13 protein-coding genes are annotated in these 18624 nt (G+C 57.3%); 9 read left to right on the plus strand and 4 right to left on the minus strand.

Features of this window, described 5'->3' with window-relative positions; genetic code table 11:
- Positions 1-22 precede the first annotated feature (22 nt).
- On the plus strand, positions 23-1414 hold the full coding sequence (locus VNL17_05340) for a sigma-54 dependent transcriptional regulator (GenBank protein HXI83498.1): 1392 nt from the start codon (positions 23-25) through the stop codon (positions 1412-1414).
- Between the two features lie 7 nt (positions 1415-1421).
- On the opposite strand, the gene VNL17_05345 is transcribed toward VNL17_05340, so the two are convergent.
- From VNL17_05345 to VNL17_05360, 4 genes are read right to left on the minus strand one after another with little or no spacing between them, the layout of a single operon-like run.
- Positions 1422-2987, minus strand: a complete 1566-nt coding sequence (locus tag VNL17_05345) for a hypothetical protein (protein ID HXI83499.1) — start codon at positions 2985-2987, stop codon at positions 1422-1424.
- Complete coding sequence (locus tag VNL17_05350) at positions 2984-4549, minus strand: hypothetical protein (GenBank protein HXI83500.1); 1566 nt, start codon at positions 4547-4549, stop codon at positions 2984-2986. Before VNL17_05350 ends, VNL17_05345 begins: the two co-directional genes overlap by 4 nt.
- Positions 4546-6081 carry a hypothetical protein gene (locus tag VNL17_05355; GenBank protein ID HXI83501.1) on the minus strand — a complete coding sequence of 512 codons (1536 nt, stop codon included), beginning with the start codon at positions 6079-6081 and terminating at the stop codon, positions 4546-4548. Before VNL17_05355 ends, VNL17_05350 begins: the two co-directional genes overlap by 4 nt.
- Positions 6078-7628 (minus strand): hypothetical protein, encoded by a 1551-nt coding sequence (locus VNL17_05360; GenBank protein HXI83502.1) that lies wholly within the window; start codon positions 7626-7628, stop codon positions 6078-6080. The genes VNL17_05355 and VNL17_05360 overlap by 4 nt, the downstream gene beginning before the upstream one ends.
- A gap of 113 nt (positions 7629-7741) precedes the next feature.
- On the opposite strand from VNL17_05360, the gene VNL17_05365 reads away from it, so the two are divergent.
- The 8 genes from VNL17_05365 to cpaB all read left to right on the plus strand — a co-directional run.
- Complete coding sequence (locus tag VNL17_05365; protein HXI83503.1) at positions 7742-9004, plus strand: glycosyltransferase family 87 protein; 1263 nt, start codon at positions 7742-7744, stop codon at positions 9002-9004.
- Positions 9005-9046: 42 nt separating this feature from the next.
- The gene (locus VNL17_05370; GenBank protein ID HXI83504.1) at positions 9047-10315 is read left to right on the plus strand and encodes a glycosyltransferase family 87 protein; all 1269 of its coding nucleotides are present in this window, start codon (positions 9047-9049) and stop codon (positions 10313-10315) included.
- 72 nt (positions 10316-10387) lie between these two features.
- Positions 10388-12442: a sulfatase gene (locus VNL17_05375; protein HXI83505.1), complete on the plus strand. Its 2055-nt coding sequence runs from the start codon at positions 10388-10390 to the stop codon at positions 12440-12442.
- A gap of 46 nt (positions 12443-12488) precedes the next feature.
- Positions 12489-14039, plus strand: a complete 1551-nt coding sequence (locus VNL17_05380) for a glycosyltransferase family 39 protein (protein ID HXI83506.1) — start codon at positions 12489-12491, stop codon at positions 14037-14039.
- Entirely contained in the window at positions 14036-15592 is a 1557-nt protein-coding gene (locus tag VNL17_05385; protein ID HXI83507.1) for a glycosyltransferase family 39 protein, read from the plus strand. The genes VNL17_05380 and VNL17_05385 overlap by 4 nt, the downstream gene beginning before the upstream one ends.
- Complete coding sequence (locus tag VNL17_05390) at positions 15589-17106, plus strand: hypothetical protein (protein ID HXI83508.1); 1518 nt, start codon at positions 15589-15591, stop codon at positions 17104-17106. Before VNL17_05385 ends, VNL17_05390 begins: the two co-directional genes overlap by 4 nt.
- Before the next feature lie 432 nt (positions 17107-17538).
- Positions 17539-17712 (plus strand): Flp family type IVb pilin, encoded by a 174-nt coding sequence (locus VNL17_05395; protein HXI83509.1) that lies wholly within the window; start codon positions 17539-17541, stop codon positions 17710-17712.
- 502 nt (positions 17713-18214) lie between these two features.
- Positions 18215-18624: Flp pilus assembly protein CpaB (gene cpaB / locus VNL17_05400; protein HXI83510.1), on the plus strand; the 410-nt coding region annotated here is incomplete at its 3' end.

An 18624-nucleotide genomic window follows, 5' to 3' on the forward strand; every position in this document is an offset into this window, starting at 1 on the left:
CATGTCGGGAGTTGTGCTGGACATGCCAAGAGCGAAAATACTGATAGTTGACCAAGACGCTTACTGGACTCTCAAGCTGTCAGAACTCCTCATTCAGGATGAATGTGAGATGTTTTCGGCGAATTCGGTCGCGGATGCGATGCTGCTACTGGATGCACGGAGCATTGACATCATCATTGCCGAAATCAACATGCCGGGAACAGACGGCACGGCGTTTCTGGAGCAGGTGCGCCAGGTTTTCCCGGAAACCACGGTCATCGTCCACACTGCCAAGGCGACGGTGGAACAGGCAGTTCAGGCGACCAAGCTTGGAATCTTTGATTACCTACAAAAGTCCGAGGATCCGGGGGCGCTGACGACACTCCGGGGATGCGTCGGGCGGGTAGTACGGGAAATCGGGACGCTGGTACGAACGTCCGTCGTGGATCCACGAACCCGCGGGCTGCTTGCCGCGCCAGTGCAGGGCTTCTACGGGATCATCAGCCAAAACCAGCAGATGCGCGATATCTTCGAGTTGATCCAAACCATCGCGGATTCCTATGCCAACGTACTGGTCCACGGGGAAACTGGAACCGGCAAGGAACTCGTGGCACGAGCCATTCACGAGGCGAGCGGGCGCCATGGTAAGCCATTTGTCACGCTGGATTGCACCGCGCTGGCCCGCGAGCTTTTGGAAAGCGAGTTGTTCGGTCACGAAAAAGGGGCTTTTACGGGCGCGGTGGACCGTCATGTCGGCCGTTTCGAGCGGGCCAACACGGGAACTCTCTTCCTCGACGAAGTCGCCACCATCAATCTCAATGTGCAAGCGAAACTGCTGCGTGTGCTGCAAACACGCACGTTCGAACGGGTGGGCGGTTCCAAATCGATTTCCGTGGATGTGCGCATCATTGCAGCAACGAATCGTCCGCTGGAAACGTGCGTGGCCGAGGGGATTTTTCGCGAGGACCTCTATCATCGGCTCAATGTCGTCCAGATCGAGTTACCACCACTGCGCGAGCGCACGGTGGACATCCCGCTGCTGGCGATGGAATTTCTGCGACGATTTTCCCGGCAGAACGGCAAGGATTTGCGCGGCTTCACCGACGCCGCCATCGATGTGTTGTGCCGGTACAACTGGTCCGGTAACGTGCGCGAGTTGGAAAACGTGGTCCTGCAGGCGGTAGTGCTTGCCAAGTCCTCGCTTATCGACGCCAGCGATCTACCCAGGCGCATTACGGAATCCAAGCTGGTGTTGGGATCGCAGTCGGCCGCGCTGTCCGACCAACTGGGCGAACCCGAGAAACAAATCCTCATCAACGCGCTCCGCCAACACTCCGGCAATATCAAGCGCACCGCCGAGACCCTCCAGATCAGCCGCACGACGCTCTACGCCAAGTTGAAAAAATACCAGATCGACCCCGACGCAATTCGCTGAGCGCGACTCACTCAGGCCGGCAGGAATAAACAGCCGTGACGTCATCCGTATACGACAGGCTCCAATTCTTGCGCAGCGCCAATAGTTCGTTCAGCGGGTGCGCGCGAGGGAGGACCGTCCAGTCGACTTTGTACTTTCGCAAGACATCTTCCCAGCCGGGATGAACCCGGTTCACCGTGTCGAAATCCTGGATGAGTTCCGGCCCGTAAAAATCGTTGCGTCCGTCCACGAATATCTTGCGTTCGGGCAGTGCCAGCATGAGGTAACCTCCCCAGCCATAGTTGTTAAACATTTCGCCATGCACTGGCGAGGGGTTCTGCTGCAGGAATCTCACGGCGGCTACTGGAAATCGATTCGTCAGTAATTCCGTGGCCAAGATTGGTTCGCCACCCACCACCCGTGGTTTGGCGACCACCAAGAGCAGCATCACCGATGCGATCCCGGCCAGCCAACGGCCATCCGCACGCTTGTCGATTTGGCTCACATTCTCGCAGACCTTTCGGTAGAGCGTTAAGAGTACGGAATCGCAGCGTCCACGTAGCCAGAGTGTCAGGTGCTGTGCCAGGATCGGTGTCGCCACGATGGCGAAAACCGGCATGTTGCGAACCCAACGCAACGCAAGGCATCCGGCCCAGCCGACCAGGAGAATTTCAGTCCGACTGAGACGCGATCGCGCTGTAATCAGTGTGAATGCGAGCACAAACAACATGAGCAAGAATCCCCGTGTGCCGTTCGAGTGAAAATCAGGTGAACGAAATTCGTTCACCAAGCTGACCAGTTTCGGATGTTGCAGGAAATCGAGGATATAGGCATGCAACCTCCAGCCGTTGGGATTGACGAGGGAAGCCACGAGGCAACTGGCTCCCAACAGCGCGAGAGTTGCCATCCGCCGCCGGGCGATCATGCGCTGCCCGATGTCATGGTCGCGCAATTCCGCAGCCGCACCGACGAAATAAACACCGATCAGCATCAAACCCGTGAGAAAACCCGCATGGAGATTGACCCACAGCGCGGTCAGGGGAACGAGCAACACGAACAATCGACGTGGTGGCAGGCGGCCCTGTTCAAAAGCGCGGAGTTGCCAGGCCCAAAAAGTCAGAAAAGCGAATGAAATCACATGCGGTCGCGCCAGCCAGTGCATGGAGCATGTCATGGCTGCCAGCAGGGTCAATCCGGTCGAAAGCAGGAGGTCGTTACCTTCAGACAAGAGTTGGCGATACAACATCCACAGACTGGTAGCGATAAATGTCGCTGCCAACAACACGATGCCGTTCCAGCCGAGTGCGTCACCTGCCGCGGCGAAAGCCACTTCGGTCAGCCACTCCATCGTTACGACGGTCCTGCCAGGGCGCGTGTGGGAGAAGACATCGGCGTGAATCACAGAGCGGTGCTCGATCATCCATTGGCCCAGCCGCCAATGCAGGGATGGGTCACCGTCCGCGTTGATCATGACCAGCCGCCATTGCGACAGCGACAGGCCCAGCATGAAGATCAGCCACAGCGTCAAGCCGATGGTTGGCAACCACCGACTGCGTTGCGGGAGTTCCGGGGCAATGGCGGTGTTGTCCATCATGATGACGCGCGCGAGAACACAAGCGCAACCTGGTTCGAGAAAGTCAACTGCCAATCCGGTCGTAGTTCCAAAATGCGATTCAGCGGATGTTGCGCGGGCAGGATCGTCCACCTGACGTGATGTTTTTCGAGCACCTTCTCCCAAGCGGGAGTCAGATGGGAGACATCGGTGAAATCGTGGAGCAACGCTTGGTCATAAAAATCGTCACGGCCGTCCATGAATACCTTGCGTTCCGGCAGATAGAGGATGAGATAACCACCCCAGCCGTCCTCGTTGAACATCTCGCCGAGGACGGTCTCTGGATGCGACCGCAGGTAATCCACCGTTGCGACCGGAAACCGGTTCGGCCAAATCTCCGTCTCCATAATTGGGCGCCCGCCGACCGTCATTGGCTTCGCCAGGATGAGCAGCATGGCCGCGATGACGACGGCCACCAGACCGTTGCCACCTGCGGCATGATTCAGCGCACCCACGTCATTCGAAACCCTGCGGAACCTGCGACTCCATGGCGAGTCCCGCACGCTTTGCCACGCGGCGGACAGGTGCTCGGCGACAATTGGCGTGGCGATCAATGCGAAGATTGGCACGTTACGCATGGCGTTCAGCGCCGAGTACAACCAGAATGCCATGAGGAGCAGATCGGTAGTCGCCCAGGGCCGGCGGACGACGACCAGGATGAATCCGAGGACCAACAATTGCAGCGCGAAGCCGCGCATCCCCCCGAAGTGGAAATTGGCGGAGTTCCACTCGCTCGTGAAATACGATTGCGAGGGGTTCCACAGGAAGCCCAGGAGGTGCTGATGGAGTTTCCACCCGTTCGGATTCAGGAGCGTTGCGAGCGCGCAAGTCACACCCAGAATTCCCAAGGTGGTTATCCGCCTGCGTAGCACGTGTCGAGAGGACGCATCACCGATCACCGCGCGCAGTATGTTGCCGACGAAATGGATTACGATAAGGGTGAGCCCCGCGAGAAATCCGCCGTGGAGGTTCGTCCACAATACCATCAGGGGGACCAGCCCAAGGAAAAGCTGCCGACGGCTCACGCGTTCCTGATCGAACCACCGCAGTTGCCACCCGAAGACGACCACGAACAAGAGCGTGAACAAATGCGGACGCGCCAACCAGTGTATCGAGCAGGCCCACGCCGCCAGCACCACCAGCGCCGTCGAGAGCAGCGTGTCACTTCCCTCGGCCAGCAATTGCCGGTGCAGCAGCGCCAGCGTGGTCGCAATGACCAGCGCCGCGACCAGCACCACTCCATTCCAGCCCAGTCGGTTTCCCGCTGCCGCAAAGAGTACTTCGCTGAGCCATTCTTTCGTGACGAACGGCGCACCGGGTCGGGTGTGGGAGAACAGGTCGGTACGCATGATGGCGTGATGTTCGATCATCCAACGACCCGTCTGCCAGTGCCAGCACGGGTCACCGTCGGCGTTGATAAGCATCTGCCGCCAATCGGTCAGGAGAATCGCCAGGAAGAATACAATCCAGAGGAATTGGGTGAGCGACGGCAGCCACCACCGGTACGGCGAAACTGTTTCTGCATGAGACGAAGTGGTTGTCATGGCCGTCGCGAATAAACCAACGTGTGGCTGTTCGAGAAAACCAACTGCCAATCCTGGCGAAGCTGCAGGACCTGATTCAACGGATGTTGGACCGGTAAGATCGTCCAATCAACATGGTACTTGGCGAACACCGCGTCCCAACCCGGTTTGGGGTCGCTCGCGGTATGGAATTCCCGTACCAGACCCAACCCGTAGAAATCATTACGGCTGTCGATGAACGTTTTATACTTTGGAAGTGAATATTCGAGGTAGCCGCCCCAAAGGAAGAGGTTGAACATTTCACCGCGGACAACGTCCGGGTGCGCACGTAACCAGTCCACTGCCTCCACCGGATAACGATCCGGGGGGAAATCAGTCACGAGCACAGGCCCGCCGCCGGCAAGGGTGGGTTTAGCCATGACCAGCGTCACGCAAACGACCGCGGCGATGATGATGGCCGTACTGGTGGGACCGTCCCTGGAGATTATCCCCGCCGCCCAACCGCGATACAAACGACACCACCGGGAGCTTTCATTGGAGAGCAGGAATTCGTTTATCCACTGCGCCAGTAATGGTGTCACTATGAATATGAAGAGGGGAACGTTGCGCGCAGCGAGCAGCGTCAGATAACCCCAACCGCCCACCACCAGCACGTCCGTCGCGTCGAATTTAGGGCGGATAATCAGCAGTGCGGCCCCCAGCAGGAAGAGGAACAACAGGAATCCCTGCATGCCGGCGGTATGGAAATCGGGCGAAGTAAATTCCGTTGTGACCGTGGAGAGCTCGGACAATTTCAGGAAGCCCAAGACATACAAATGCAAACCCCAACCATTGGGGTTAAGTAGCGAGGCGGCGCCGCACGTGAGGAGGAGGATTGTAAAGATCCGTGCTCTCTTCCGCAAGAGCGGCTGGGAGCGAGCGGTGATGGCGCTGCCGAGGGCGTACATACCAATCAGCACCAACCCCGATATGAACGCGCCATGCAAGTTTGTCCACAATGCCATGAGGGGCGGCAAGAACAGGAATAATTGTCGCGTTGACACCCGTCCTCGTTGGTACCAGCGTAATTGCCAGGCAAATATGAGGGTCAGCAGGTGTGTGAAGATATGGGGTCGCGCCAGCCAATGCATTGAGCAAGCAAGCATGGCCACAAGTACAAGGCCTGTCGCGAGCAGCGCGTCACTACCCTCCGCCATCAACTGACGATGGAGCAGCCAGAAGATGGTGGCAATGACAAGGGCGGCGATGAGCACGAAGCCATTCCATCCGAACCAACGAGCGGCGGCGGCGAACAGGACTTCACTGAGCCATTCCTTTGCCACAGCAGTTTCGTGGAACGTATGCAAGAGAAGATCGTGATGCAGGATGGCATGGTGTTGGATCATCCACTCGCCGAGCCGGCGATGGAGTGCGGTGTCGCTGTCCGCGCTGATGAGCACGACGCGGGCATTGGTCAGGCTCAACCCAAGAAAGAGCGTAATCCAGATCGTCGCGCTCAGCGACGGGAGCCACCCGTGGGCGCGGGCGTCGGCATGGGGCGAGGCGTCCTTCACAGTTCTTTGCGGAAAACGGCTGCCACTTCATTGGAGTAAACGCATTGCCAACCCGGGAGAAGGGCGAGCGCAAGATTCAGGCGATGCTCGGTGGGCAGCAACGTCCAACTCACGTGGTATTGCTCGAGTGCCTGCAACCAGTTGGTTTGCAGCGCGGAAGTATCATTGTACTGACGGATTAATGATTCCCCGTAAAAGTCCGTGCGGCCATCCACAAACACGAGATGTTCCGGCAACGCGTGCAATAAATATCCGCCCCAGACGTAGTGGTTGAACATATTGCCCTGGAACTGATCGGGGTGTTGCTGGATGTACTCGACTGCGGCGACCGGCCACTTTTTCGGCGGCATCTCCGTTGGGCGCGGCCACGCCACAATGGCCGCAATTGCGGCCACCCCAACGAGCAGCCAGCCGCGTGACATACTATACGTCTCGCGCAGCCGATCCGACAATCGTCGCACCCGCGGTGGTGACGCATCGGCGAGCGCGGTGGCGAGAATTGGCGCCACAAAAATCGCCAATAACGGGATGTTACGTGCCGCGTACAGCCCCAGGTATGTCCAGACGATCAACATCAGCCCGGCTGTTGGGGACAACCGGGGCCGGACCAGCGCCAGTGTCAAAAAGGTGACTGCCAGCCAGGCCAGAAGCCCGCGCGAATCGATTTCGTGGAAGTTGGGAGAGGCGTATTCTGCCAGCCAGCTCGTCAGGTAGTCCGAGCGGAGAAAAAGAAGATTATGGAGATGGAGATTGTAGCCGCTCGGATTGAGCAGCGAAACCACCCCGCATAACGCCACAGTGCTCGTCAACACGTTAAGTTTCCGTCGCGCGGCGCCCCAACGGGTGTGGTCCATTCGTACCAGGAATAGTTCGATTGTCGTGCCGACCCAGTAGATTCCCAGCACAATGAAGCCGGCGAGATAGCCGCCGTGTAGATTGACCCAGAGGACTGTTAGGACGCCGAGAGTAACAAGGAGTCGGCAGGCTGACTCATCCCGGTCGAACCGGCGGAGCGCATCACCCCAAAGGACCGCGAGGAGAAAACTGAATACGTGCGGTCGCGCCAGCCAGTGTGTGCAAGCCGCCCAGGCGGCCAGCAACGCCACGAAGATCGCCACCGCGTGGTTGCCGGTTTCGCGCACCAATTGGCGGTGGAGCAGGGCGAATGTCGTCGCGATCAACAGTGCGGCGACTACGACCAGTCCATACAATCCCTTCCACCGTCCCGCCACGGCGAAGATGAGTTCTGCCAGCCATTCCTTCGAAACGACAGGCTGACCGAAGCGTGTGTGTGAGAAAACATCCGCGCGGACAATATGACCGGTCTCCAGCATGTATTCGCCGACGCGCCAATGCAGGCAGGCATCGCCGTCGCTGGAGACCATCATGGTGCGCCACGGTTGTGCGAGCAGGATCAGTAGAATGATCAACCACAACCACTGGGTGAGCGATGGTGTCAGCCAGGGCAACACGCCACCCGGTGGAGATGGATCGGGGTTTGGTTGCGGGCGAAGCTCGTTGTCTGTGGGGTCTGCGTTCACAGCCATGGCGCGCAGCTTACGAAGCGCCACAGCAATGTTCAACGCCGAACTACGGTGGCATTTTGCCTCGGATTGCCCATTTAAGTCTGGTAGTGGAGGGAGGAGATGAGATACGAACGATGAGTGGATGGAATCGGATATTGCGAAGTCCCGTATTCGATGCTGCAGTTCTGTTGATTGCCGTGCTGCATGTGGCGTGGATCGCGCAGATGTTGCCGATGCGCATTTTCTCTTTCGACTTCAACAACTATTACATGCCCAGTCGAATGATCCAGGAGGGTCGTGACCCTTATCGGACACCCCTTGCGGAAGAATCACGGAAGTATGGATTCGAGTATTCAGAACGGATTCCGGTCGGTACGAATCCACCGTTATTGCTCTGGGTGTTCGCTCCCTTGACGCTACTGCCACCGCGACCTGCTTTTTGGGTTTGGGTTGCGGTGGAGTCGGGCAGTTTGGTTGTGATCTTGTGGTTGACCAAGCGTTTGCTAAACGGACGGCTCACTCAACGGGCATGGCTGTTCTTCTTCGCCGCGGCATTGTCTTCGGCACCTGTATATTGGAATTTCGCATTTGCGCACGTGGAGATGACAATCGCCGCGCTTCTGCTGGCGGCATACGCGTGGCATAAGAATGGCAAGCACGCGCTGGCCTGCGCGACGATCCTGCTGGTGGGAATGATAAAGATCTATCCCCTGGTATTGTTGCCGTGGTTTGTTTGGCGAAGCGGATTTCCCGTCCGGAAGCGATTACTCTACGTCGTGGCCCTCCTGGCAGGTATTGCCGCCATCGTGCTCGTGACAGGGGTGGCGAGGTGGCAGGGTTTTTTCGCAAGAGCGATGCCGTGCATCAAGAGCTGGTCAGTGGGTCAGACTTTCACTTTCACCCTGCCATCATTCGTCATTAATGTAGGGCAAGTGTTGCAAAGGGGGACCGCGACGGCCGAGCCCGGCCGGTTATGGTGGGATATCGGTGTTTCGATCGGCCTGGCGACAATCCTTGCCTCCTACGCGTTTTGTGCCGTGGGCAAAAAGGATGAAGATGTGCAATTCTCCGTGCTATGCGGCGCAATGTTGGCCGGTGGGTTGACGGCGTGGGGGTACTATTTCGTCATATTGATTTTCCCCGTTGGACTGGCCACAGCGCGAATGGTTGAATCACCTTCCTGGCGACGGGCGCTTGTGTTCGCAGTGCTCTTGATGGCAATGAATTCTCAAGGCCCATGGAACGGATTTTTCTTCGGGTGGTCTCCAATCGGACGAATCCTGTTGAACTACGTGCCCCTATACGGGCTCTTGGGATTCTGCTTCTTCCTTGCGAAGTATTCAACGGCGACGGCGGCAGGCCAACGGGAGCGACCAGATCCATACTCTCGCAGTTAGCGCTAGAGCTACCCCGGCAACTCTGCTAGTGGAAGGCGACGCGTGAATGAAATAATGAACTGGTTGCGACGATTGGCGCAGAATCGATTGCTGGATGTGGGGGCCATCCTGATCATGGCATCGATCGTTGTCCTTTGGGCCGTGATACTCCCGCCGCGCTGGTCTGACTTCGATTTTAATCTTTACTATGTCGGCAGCCGGACGTTGTTGGAGGGGCGGAATCCTTACACGACCTTGCAAAAGCCAATGAGCGAAGCCTTGGGCTTTCGATTTTCCGAGGAATACCCGGTAGCCGGTTATCCGCCCAGTTTTCTCTGGTTGTTCACGCCCCTGGCCGCGCTGCCGCCAAGGGTGGCGTTCGCCATCTGGGTGGCGTTGGAAATTGGTTGTTTGGTGGCCATTCTCTGGTTGATGCGCTGGTTGCTGAGGGGAAAATTGTCCTCAAGGGGTTGGCTGTTTGTTGTCGCGCTGGCCATCAGCTCGCGGACCGTAAGTTACAATTTTTACTTCTCGCAGGTACAATTATTGTTGGCCGCTCTCGTTCTGGCCGCGTACGCGGCACAGCGCGCCAGCCGACACGGTTGGGCGTGCGTGGCGGTTTCCGCGGCCGGGATCCTCAAGTTCTATCCTTTCGTCTTGTTGCCGTGGTTTGTCTGGTCCGGCGGCGGTGGCTTGCGCGCACGTTTGTATCGGTTGGCAGGAGCCGGTGGGTTTGTTCTTACCGTCATGGCGTTGACGGGACCCGGACTCTGGCGTGATTTTTTTCAACACGGTCTACCCATGGGTGTTGGGGAGGAAATCGGGCGCACGTTCCATTTCTCGCTGCCAGCATTGGTGACCAATCTTGGGTACCTGTACCACGGCTTCCTTCCATCTCCTGAAGCAAAGCAGTGGTGGTGGTCCGTGGGGACGATCGTGGGCCTGGCGGTCATTGCCGCGGTTTACGCCGTCTGTATCGCTACCCATGTAGATCGAGAAGCGGAGTTCTGCCTTTTGTGCGTGGCGATGCTGATCGGAACGGTCACGGTGCAGGGCCACTATTTTGTTTTCCTGATATTTCCGCTGACGGTGGCAGCGATCCGCGTTGCGGCGAGGCCCACGCCGGGAAAATCAGTCTGTTTGATATTGCTCGTGGTGGCGGCGAATTGTGTCGATCCACCGGAATCGGCATTTCTCTGGCGGTACCCGCTCTTGTACATCCTCGTCAGCAACGTCCCGCTCTATGGACTTTTCGGATTGGGAGCTTTCTTCTGGCGGGAACTCTGGGTTCAACGAGGATCGGCTCCGCACCTTCCTTGCAGCCGAGCTTGATCGCCAGCATTCAGGGAGAAGGTCAGACGTCCATACTCGACTTTCCTTGCAAGGCACCCTAGAACGATTCCTGTGAACCCGAAACCTGAAGCGGCACTCCATATTGGCGAGGGAGGGTGGAGGCGTTGGCTCGCGGAAAGAATCGCACCGAATCCCCGAGTGCTGTTGCTCATGGTGATCGGTTGGGCAACGGAACTGATCTTGATCGGGTGTGTCAGCGACAACATTTACCATGTGTCGTCCGAGATGCGGTGGTTGGCGGTTGAGTTTACCGCATGGTTTTGGATGACAGTGGGCTGGGTGATGTGGTTGGCAGCAAGTCGATTGCGGCATCCTTTGACGCGGGTGATTTGGGGTGGGCTGCTCGCCGTGGGTTTCACGTTGTACGGAGTAAGCTGGGGCGTGTATGAGCGAACCGGTCGATTTCTCGACTGGGATGCAGTGCGGTTCACGGTCGGCAACTTCCGTTTATTATGGATGTACGCGCGACAGGCCGAGCATGGCGTGTTTTTCATTACGATGGCCATGCTGATTGCCGTGGGGGTAGCGATTGTCGGCAGCGGGCCCTGGTTGGCCAGGGGCCAGTGGTCTGTCGGCGGGCCGACACCCTTGCGGCGAGCGCGGCGAATTGCGTGGTATTGCCTGGGATTTGGGTGCGTATTGTTGCTCTGGGCCGGGGATACACCCGATAACCTGTCGATCGTGGGTCGCCGCCTGGATACACTCCGCAATGGCCTACATCCCTCGGTCACGATTGCGGTCGGCTGGGTATCCTCGTCACTGGAAGGGCGGATCATGCCGTGCATCGAACCCTCCGAGTTGCGACCCTTGGCGCAGGCCGAGGTGTGGAACAGCACGGCCCATGTGACCAATCGCGAGAACGTGATACTGATTACCATCGAGGCGATGCGGTACGACGTGGTGGGATTGTGGCAGCAAGGGCAGGAGGTGATGCCTGCGGTGAACGGGTTGGCACGGGGCGGCGTACAATTCACACGGGCATACTCGCAGACGACACACACCGATTATTCAACCACGGCATTGTATTCGTCATTGTTCCCGTTGCGTACCCGACGACATTTGTATTTTCGTCAGAACGACCCGTGGCCGAAAGTGTTATTCTACGACATCCTGAAGCCTGTAGGGTATGCCACCGCGATCATCTCGTCGCAAAACGAGGGCTGGGGTGGTATGGACAATTTCCTTGAAACTCCGCGTCTCGATTTGTTTTACGACCCCGAACGCGGCAAGGTCGCACCACACAGCGAACTGACCTTCGACAACCTCCCCGATGCGCAAACCGTGGACAAGGCGATCGCGTGGACTACCGAGCAGGGGGCGCGCGGTGTGCCGTATTTTCTCGGGATAAACTTACAGAGTTCGCATTTCCCGTACAAGCTCCCACCGGATGTTGAAAAACCGTTCCAGCCAGCGACGATTGATTTCTCAGCGAATTTTTTTGATTATCCGGTCGCGAAGATCGAGCTGATGCGCAACGCATACTACAACGCGCTGCATGAGTGTGACCGTCAAGTTGGGCGGCTCGTGGAGACATTGCGCGCCACCGGCCAACTGTCGCACACGATCATTGCTGTGAGCGGGGACCATGGGGAGGCGTTTCACGAGCACGGGTATGTCACTCACGCACGTGAACCCATCGAGCCGGTGATTCGTACGGCATGCGTGCTTTATGCGCCGGGCATGATCGCCCCGCGTGTCGATGATTACCCCCTCGAACTTATCGATCTGGCGCCGACCGTGTTGGGGTTGCTCGGGTTGTCACCGCATCCGAATTTCCAGGGGATCGATGCGCTGGCTGCGAACCGACCGCCCCGGGAACAGCGATGGCTGTACTTTCACGTGGAGAATCCTGTGACTCACGCTGACGCGCTACTGTGGATGGGCCGGTGGAAATACACATACAATCGCCAGAGTCGAGAGGAGAGCTTGTTCGACCTGGAAGTTGATCCAGCCGAGAATGACGATCTGAGCACGCAACGTCAGGAGTTGACCCGATGGCTGCGAGGGGTATTGCAGACCTGGCGGCAGCGCCAGTTGGCGTACTATCAGTTCCCGATGTACTATGAACGCTATTTTCCGCCGTTGCCGCCGGCGCCGGCACGTTGATCACCGGTAGACTGCATTCAAAGGCGAAAAGGCGCCAGAACAACATATGGATCGTAGGAGTGGACAGGAACTACGCAAGGCTGATGTGGCAGCGGCAGGCATACTATTCGCCGTGGCTGTTGCGTTACGCATACCTTTTCGGAGCCAGATGGCGTATCACTGGGACAGCGCGGAGTTTACCCTGGCGGTGCGCCAATACAATGTGGCCATGGCCCAGCCTCACGCGCCCGGCTATTTTCTCTATGTGATGTTGGGCAGGGTGGCGGATTTTTTCATCGGCGACCCTCATGCGAGTCTGGTCTGGTTGAGTGTGGTGTTCGGCAGCGGGCTGGTGGCCCTGCTATATATGTTGGGTGTGGAAATGTTCGACCGGCGCGTTGGATTGGCCGCCGCGTTGTTCGCAATGACGAGCCCGCAGGTGTGGTTTCATAGTTGCGTGGCGCTGACGTATACGACAGACAGTTTACTGGTATGCTTACTAGTATTGTGTTGCTGGCAGGCACGACGACGCAGATGTCGCTGGCCGGACGCGGTGATAATCGGAGGCTTGCTGGCAGTGATCGGCGGGGTTCGCCAACAAACAGCGCCGGGGCTCGTCCCCTTGGTGGTCTGGGTGTTGTGGCAGGCGGAGAGCCGACGTCTGGTAAAACTGGCGGCGGCGTTCGGCGTTTGTGCCGTCGGAACATTGGCCTGGCTGGTGCCGATGATCCGGATGTCCGGCGGCTGGGTGGTTTATACCAAAGTATTTCATCTGTCCGCAGTCTATTGGGCGCCAGTCACGCTGGCCGGAGGCGGGATAAACGCGCTCTTGTGGAACCTGTTTTTTACGGGCCTTTACTGTTGGAATGGGTTACTAGCGTGCGTCGTTTTATTGGCGAGCGCGCTTTTCGTACGATTGCGAATGGACACCAATCGCAAGCGAAGGTGGGACGCCGCGCATAGCGAAGCGTTGTGGATGCTGGCCTTGTGGATTGCGCCGATGATGTTCATGCAGACGACGCTGTCATTCACGGACCAAGCCGGACATGTGCTGAGCTACTTGCCGGCTTGGATCATCCTGGCAGCCGTGGCGGCCAGTCAACTGCGGAAGCCGGCGATTTTTGGAACCACGGTAACGGCCGTATGCCTGATCAACGCGGCAGCATTCCTGGCTTTGCCGCCGTTATGGGACCGCGCATTCTACGGTACCGGCCGCACGGCACAAAAGATCCAGGAACATGATCGGGAACTGTCCCGCATCATCCACGCGATCCGCGCGCGATTGGACCCATCTGAAACCTTGATTTGTCACGCACAGGTATACCTGCCGCTGGGATTGCGACACTTGCAATTGTATCTGCCAGAGTATGAGCAGTATCAATTCGTGGTCGACCGGGCGATGCTGACTCCCGTAGACAGGCCGATGATGCGGGTGCTCGGTGGACGGCTTGGTTTTGTTCGCGGACCCGAGTTGACGGGGAAGCGGGTGCTGGCGCTCATCGTGCCGCGGGGAACATCCTTGGACGACCACACCCGATACGTTGACACTCGGGAGGCGAAGCTCCTGCCGGAAAGTGAAGGCACGGTATATCAAGTACCGGTTGAGGCGATCAGATGAATCGCAGCGCAGGGAGATTCATAGGACGAGATTGGTTTCTGGCTGCGTTGCTTTGCGCGGTGGGTCTGGCGTTGCGCATCCCGTTCCGCAGTCATTTTGCGTATCACTGGGACAGCGCTCAATTTGTGCTGGCGATCAACGAATACGACATACGGTTAAGCCAGCCGCATGCACCGGGCTACTTCCTCTACATCATGCTGGGGCGTTTGGTGAACGGCCTGGTGGGCGATCCCCATGCGAGCCTGGTGTGGATTAGCATCGTTTTTGGGAGCTTGTTGCCGGCGGTCGTCTATCTTCTGGCGACGGCAATGTTCGGGCGCAAAGCGGGCGTGACGGCGGGCTTGTTGGCGCTGACGAGTCCACAAGTGTGGTTCCATAGCTGTGTGGCGCTGACGTATTGCATGGACAGTTTTTTGGTTTGCACGGTGGTGCTGGTGCTTTGGCGGGCGATGGAGTGCGGGGGCGGATGGCGAGATGCGATTGTGGTTGGAGCTTTGCTCGCTCTGATTGGTGGCGTGCGTGAGCAGAGTGTGCCGGCACTGGTGCCGCTGGTTGGGTTTGCGTTTTGGAAATTCGAAAGGGCGAGACTTGCGAAGTTGGTGACAGCGGCGGTTGTGGCGATCGGACTTGGAATTCTGTGGTACGTGCCGATGGTGCGCACGTCCGGCGGGCTGAGAACATACCTGGACATTGTGCATCTGCATGCGGTCTCCAATGCTTCGACGTATTTTCCCGGGGGCGGCTTTGGCGCGCTGCTGAAGAATGTGGCAAACATCACGGGATTTTGTGGTAACGGCTTGATGCTGGGGGCCGTGGTATCGTTTGTGGCACAACTGCACCGTGCGCTCCGAATGACTGCTGAGCGGAAAGACTCCTGGGATCGCGAACACGCGTTTGGGTTGGTGGTTCTGGCGTTTTGGGTTGTCCCAATGCTGATTTTTGGGACGGTGTTGGTAACCAACCAACCCGGCCACGTGTTGAGTTATCTGCCGGGATTGTTTGTGCTGGTAGGGGCAGTGGTGGCGAGCCTGCGATCAAGATGGCGCAGAGCGGTAGTGATCGCTTTGATCTGCGCGGGGAATGTGGTGGCTTTTGTCGCCTGGCCGCCACAGTGGGATGGCTTTTTTTTCGGAATGGCTCGTACCGCGCGCGCGATCGCCGAGCACGACGCGCAATTGTCACAAATCGCTCGGGCGATCCGTCGGACTTATTCTCCGAAGAGCATCATCGTCTGTTTCTCGCAAGAGTACTATTTGTGCGGCCTTCGACACTTCCAACTTTATCTGCCTGAATACGAGCAATATCAATTCGTGGTCGATGGAACGACGTTGCATCCACCGGGCGAGCCGATGTGGCTGGTGCGAGACGGGCGGCTCACCTTTGTTGCAAAGCTCGACGTGGCCGGCAGGGAGGGCATTGTACTGGTGGTACCTCCGGGGGAGAAGGTCGACATCTTTGCCCCATACCTGTCCCTCGCGAATGCTGAAGCTTTGCCGCAAGCTGAGAACGTCCTTTATTTCATTCCCGCGCAGGCGGTGAAACTGACTCGATGACCCGGGACAAATCGACGGAAACACTCGGCGCGTTGCTAACACGAAGCGACTACAGGATGGCCCTGGCGCTCTTCGTGACGGCGCTTGCGTTGCGCATCCCATTTCGCAGCCAGCTGGCTTATCATTGGGACAGCGCCCAACTCGCACTGGCGGTCAGCGAGTACAACATTCGGCTAAACCAGCCACACCCACCCGGTTTTTATTTCTACATTTTTCTGGCCAGGCTGTTGAATTTCTTCATCGGCGAACCGCATGCTGCTTTGGTGTGGCTGAGTGTGATCGCCGGGGCCGGGCTGGCGGCGATGGGATACCTGCTCGCAACATCCATGTTTGGAAGCGGGTGTGGCCGGGGGACGGGATTGATTTTACTGACCAGCCCATTGTGCTGGTTTCAAAGTGAAATCGCTTTGACGACAATCGTGGACGGAGCATTGGTTGTAAGCTTTGTCTTCGTGTGCTGGCGGGCGATTCAACGGAAGATGACGTGGTTTCAAACTTTCGCGATGGCGGCAGCGTTTGCTGCCGTGGGGGGTGTACGCCAGCAAAGTGCGGTCTTGTTGATTCCGCTATGGATATACACTTTTTGGACTTCCGCGCAGCCTCGGATCGCCAAGGTATTCTGCGGGACTGCATCAGCAGCCGGCTTTTGCCTGCTCTGGTTCCTGCCGATGGTGAAATCGGCGGGGGGCATCGGTGCCTACCTCGGTTTGGTGCACCTGAAGAACCAGTATGACGCGCCGCTTACCGTGTGGGGCGGCGGTGGTGTGGACGCGCTGTTGACTGATGTAAGTTCCATGGGGCGTGCGTGTTGGGTCGGTTTGTTGGGCGCTGGAATTATCTCAGTCATAGAATTTACCCGTTGGATTTTTTTCCGAGAACCGATCGTCCGTACGAGTTTTTATCGAGCGAACAAAACCCAATTTGCCGTGCTGGTGCTGTGGATCACGCCCATGGTCCTTTTCGGCCTGATCATGTACAGCGTCCTGCCCGGCCATGTCCTCCATTTCTTTCCGGGATTCGCGGTACTGGCCAGCCTGGGGGTGGCGGCATTTTCAGAACAGTTGGCGACCTTGCCCACGTTTCGGAAATCGAGAGCCGATTGTCTCGCTCTCGCAATCGTGGCAGCCATCAACATTATTGTGTTCGTCTGGTCGCCAACCCCTCTAATGCCTGTACTGGTGGGATTGCCCCTGACCGCGGAGGAAATCCGCCGGCACGACGCGGATTTATCAAAGTGCTTCCAGACTATTCGAGGCAAGTGGCCACCTGATGGCATTGTGATCTGCCATGGATCCGAGGATTATTATTGGGGTTACGCCCAATTCAAATACTATCTGCCCGAGTACCGAAATGTTTTGGTATCGGGATCTCCGCCAACAGCGGCTCCGACGGTGGATATTCTCCTTGTTGTGCCTCCGGGTGGTTCTCTGGAGGGTTATAGGTCGACCTTCGACTTACGGGGCGTAGTTTTGGTGGTGGAAGCAGGGGCGAAGCTCTATGTCCTGCGGCGGTAGTATGGATACCCATAATGTGCTTCAACTTCTGGAGTATCTATGCCGCTTTGTGTTCAAGATTGGGCCGTCACATCAATTTTTGACGTACGGAGGCTGGGTGATCCGAGAACCAGCAAATGAAGCAGACAGCAACTGATCTGGTAAAGTGTTCAGAAACTGGACACTTTCTCGCAGACATGTCCAGATGGCTTGGCAAGAATGGTGATTGCTGCAAAAATGAACCGGCCACTTGCCGCGTCCTTATTTATTCGTAGTGAGAGTTAAGGCACTTACGCATAGTGGGTTGTGGATGCGACGACGCACTGATCGTTGTTTTTTGAAGGTCAATGGGGGGAGGTGGCACGTAATCTGCGATTGCATACCGTCACAAACGTGAGTCGGTTAGGATCGTTAGAGCAATATGAAGAAAGCCAGATGAAGGAGGTGAACGAGATGAAGAGAACTCTCCGAAAAATGTATCGCGGGCTGAAGTCGCGGAAGGGCCAAAGCTTGGTCGAATACGCGCTTATCTTGGCTCTCATCGCCGTCGTGGCGATTTTGGTGCTGAAGGGCCTCGGCAATAAGGTCAATAACACCTTGTCGTCAGTGAATGCGAACTTGCCGTAAGTAGGCAAAGTATCAAAACCATGTTCAGACGGGGATGAAGCAGGCCAAGGCCTCTTCATCCCCTACGACTTTACGGCCCGACTCTTCGGGTCTCAGTATGGATGCCGGGAAAGCCTCGGCATAGGCGCGCCCTGCGGTAGGGTGCTATTGGATGGAAGTGAACAAAGCGTGCCGGGAAGCGTGATGCAGGAAACAATCCAAAATCGCAAGTTGTTGAGTTGGCGTCTGTGCTCCCAATTTCTGCGCGGATCCCTTTTGTGATCTATCAGTACGCATTCATCCTTGTGGGTTGGGTTATCCTCCGGAGTGCGTTTGCGGTCCTTACCCAGGGAACCCACCGCATGCTGTGGGTCGCAGGCTCGCGCAACAGGCCCCGTGCCGCCACGCCCTTGGCTGGCCTCTCCCGTTGCCTGTTTTTTCTCAATTTTGATGTTGCAATTATTTGCAACAGGGCACAGCATCTGCTTGCCTTAGCACGCAAAGTCGAACAAGGAGGACTCAAATGGCTAAGAGATCTGGCGCAGGCGGGATCATTTTTATTGCCGTCGTTTTGGCAATGGTCGCCGTTTATTTTATTTGGAATATGCAACGGCAGCAGGAGTTGCAGTCCGCGAAGTATTATACTGAAGTGGTTACCGCGCTGCAGGATATTCCGGCGCGCACCAAACTAACCCGCGACATGGTTACATCGACCAGTTACCCGAAGAACCTTGTCATCGACGGTGCCATCCGGAATCCCAAGGAAGTGGACGGACACACCACGGTGGTGAGGATCAAGGCCAAGGAACAAATTCGTGCGTCCGACCTCCTGGGTGAGGGACAGACTCCGGGGCTGGCGTTTGAAATTCCACCGGGCATGCGCGCCATCGCCATCGGTGCCGGCGAAGTCATGGCTGCTGGTAGCTCCGTTAA

It is taken from the genome of Verrucomicrobiia bacterium (genome assembly GCA_035577545.1).
Classification (GTDB): Bacteria; Verrucomicrobiota; Verrucomicrobiia; order Palsa-1439; family Palsa-1439; genus Palsa-1439.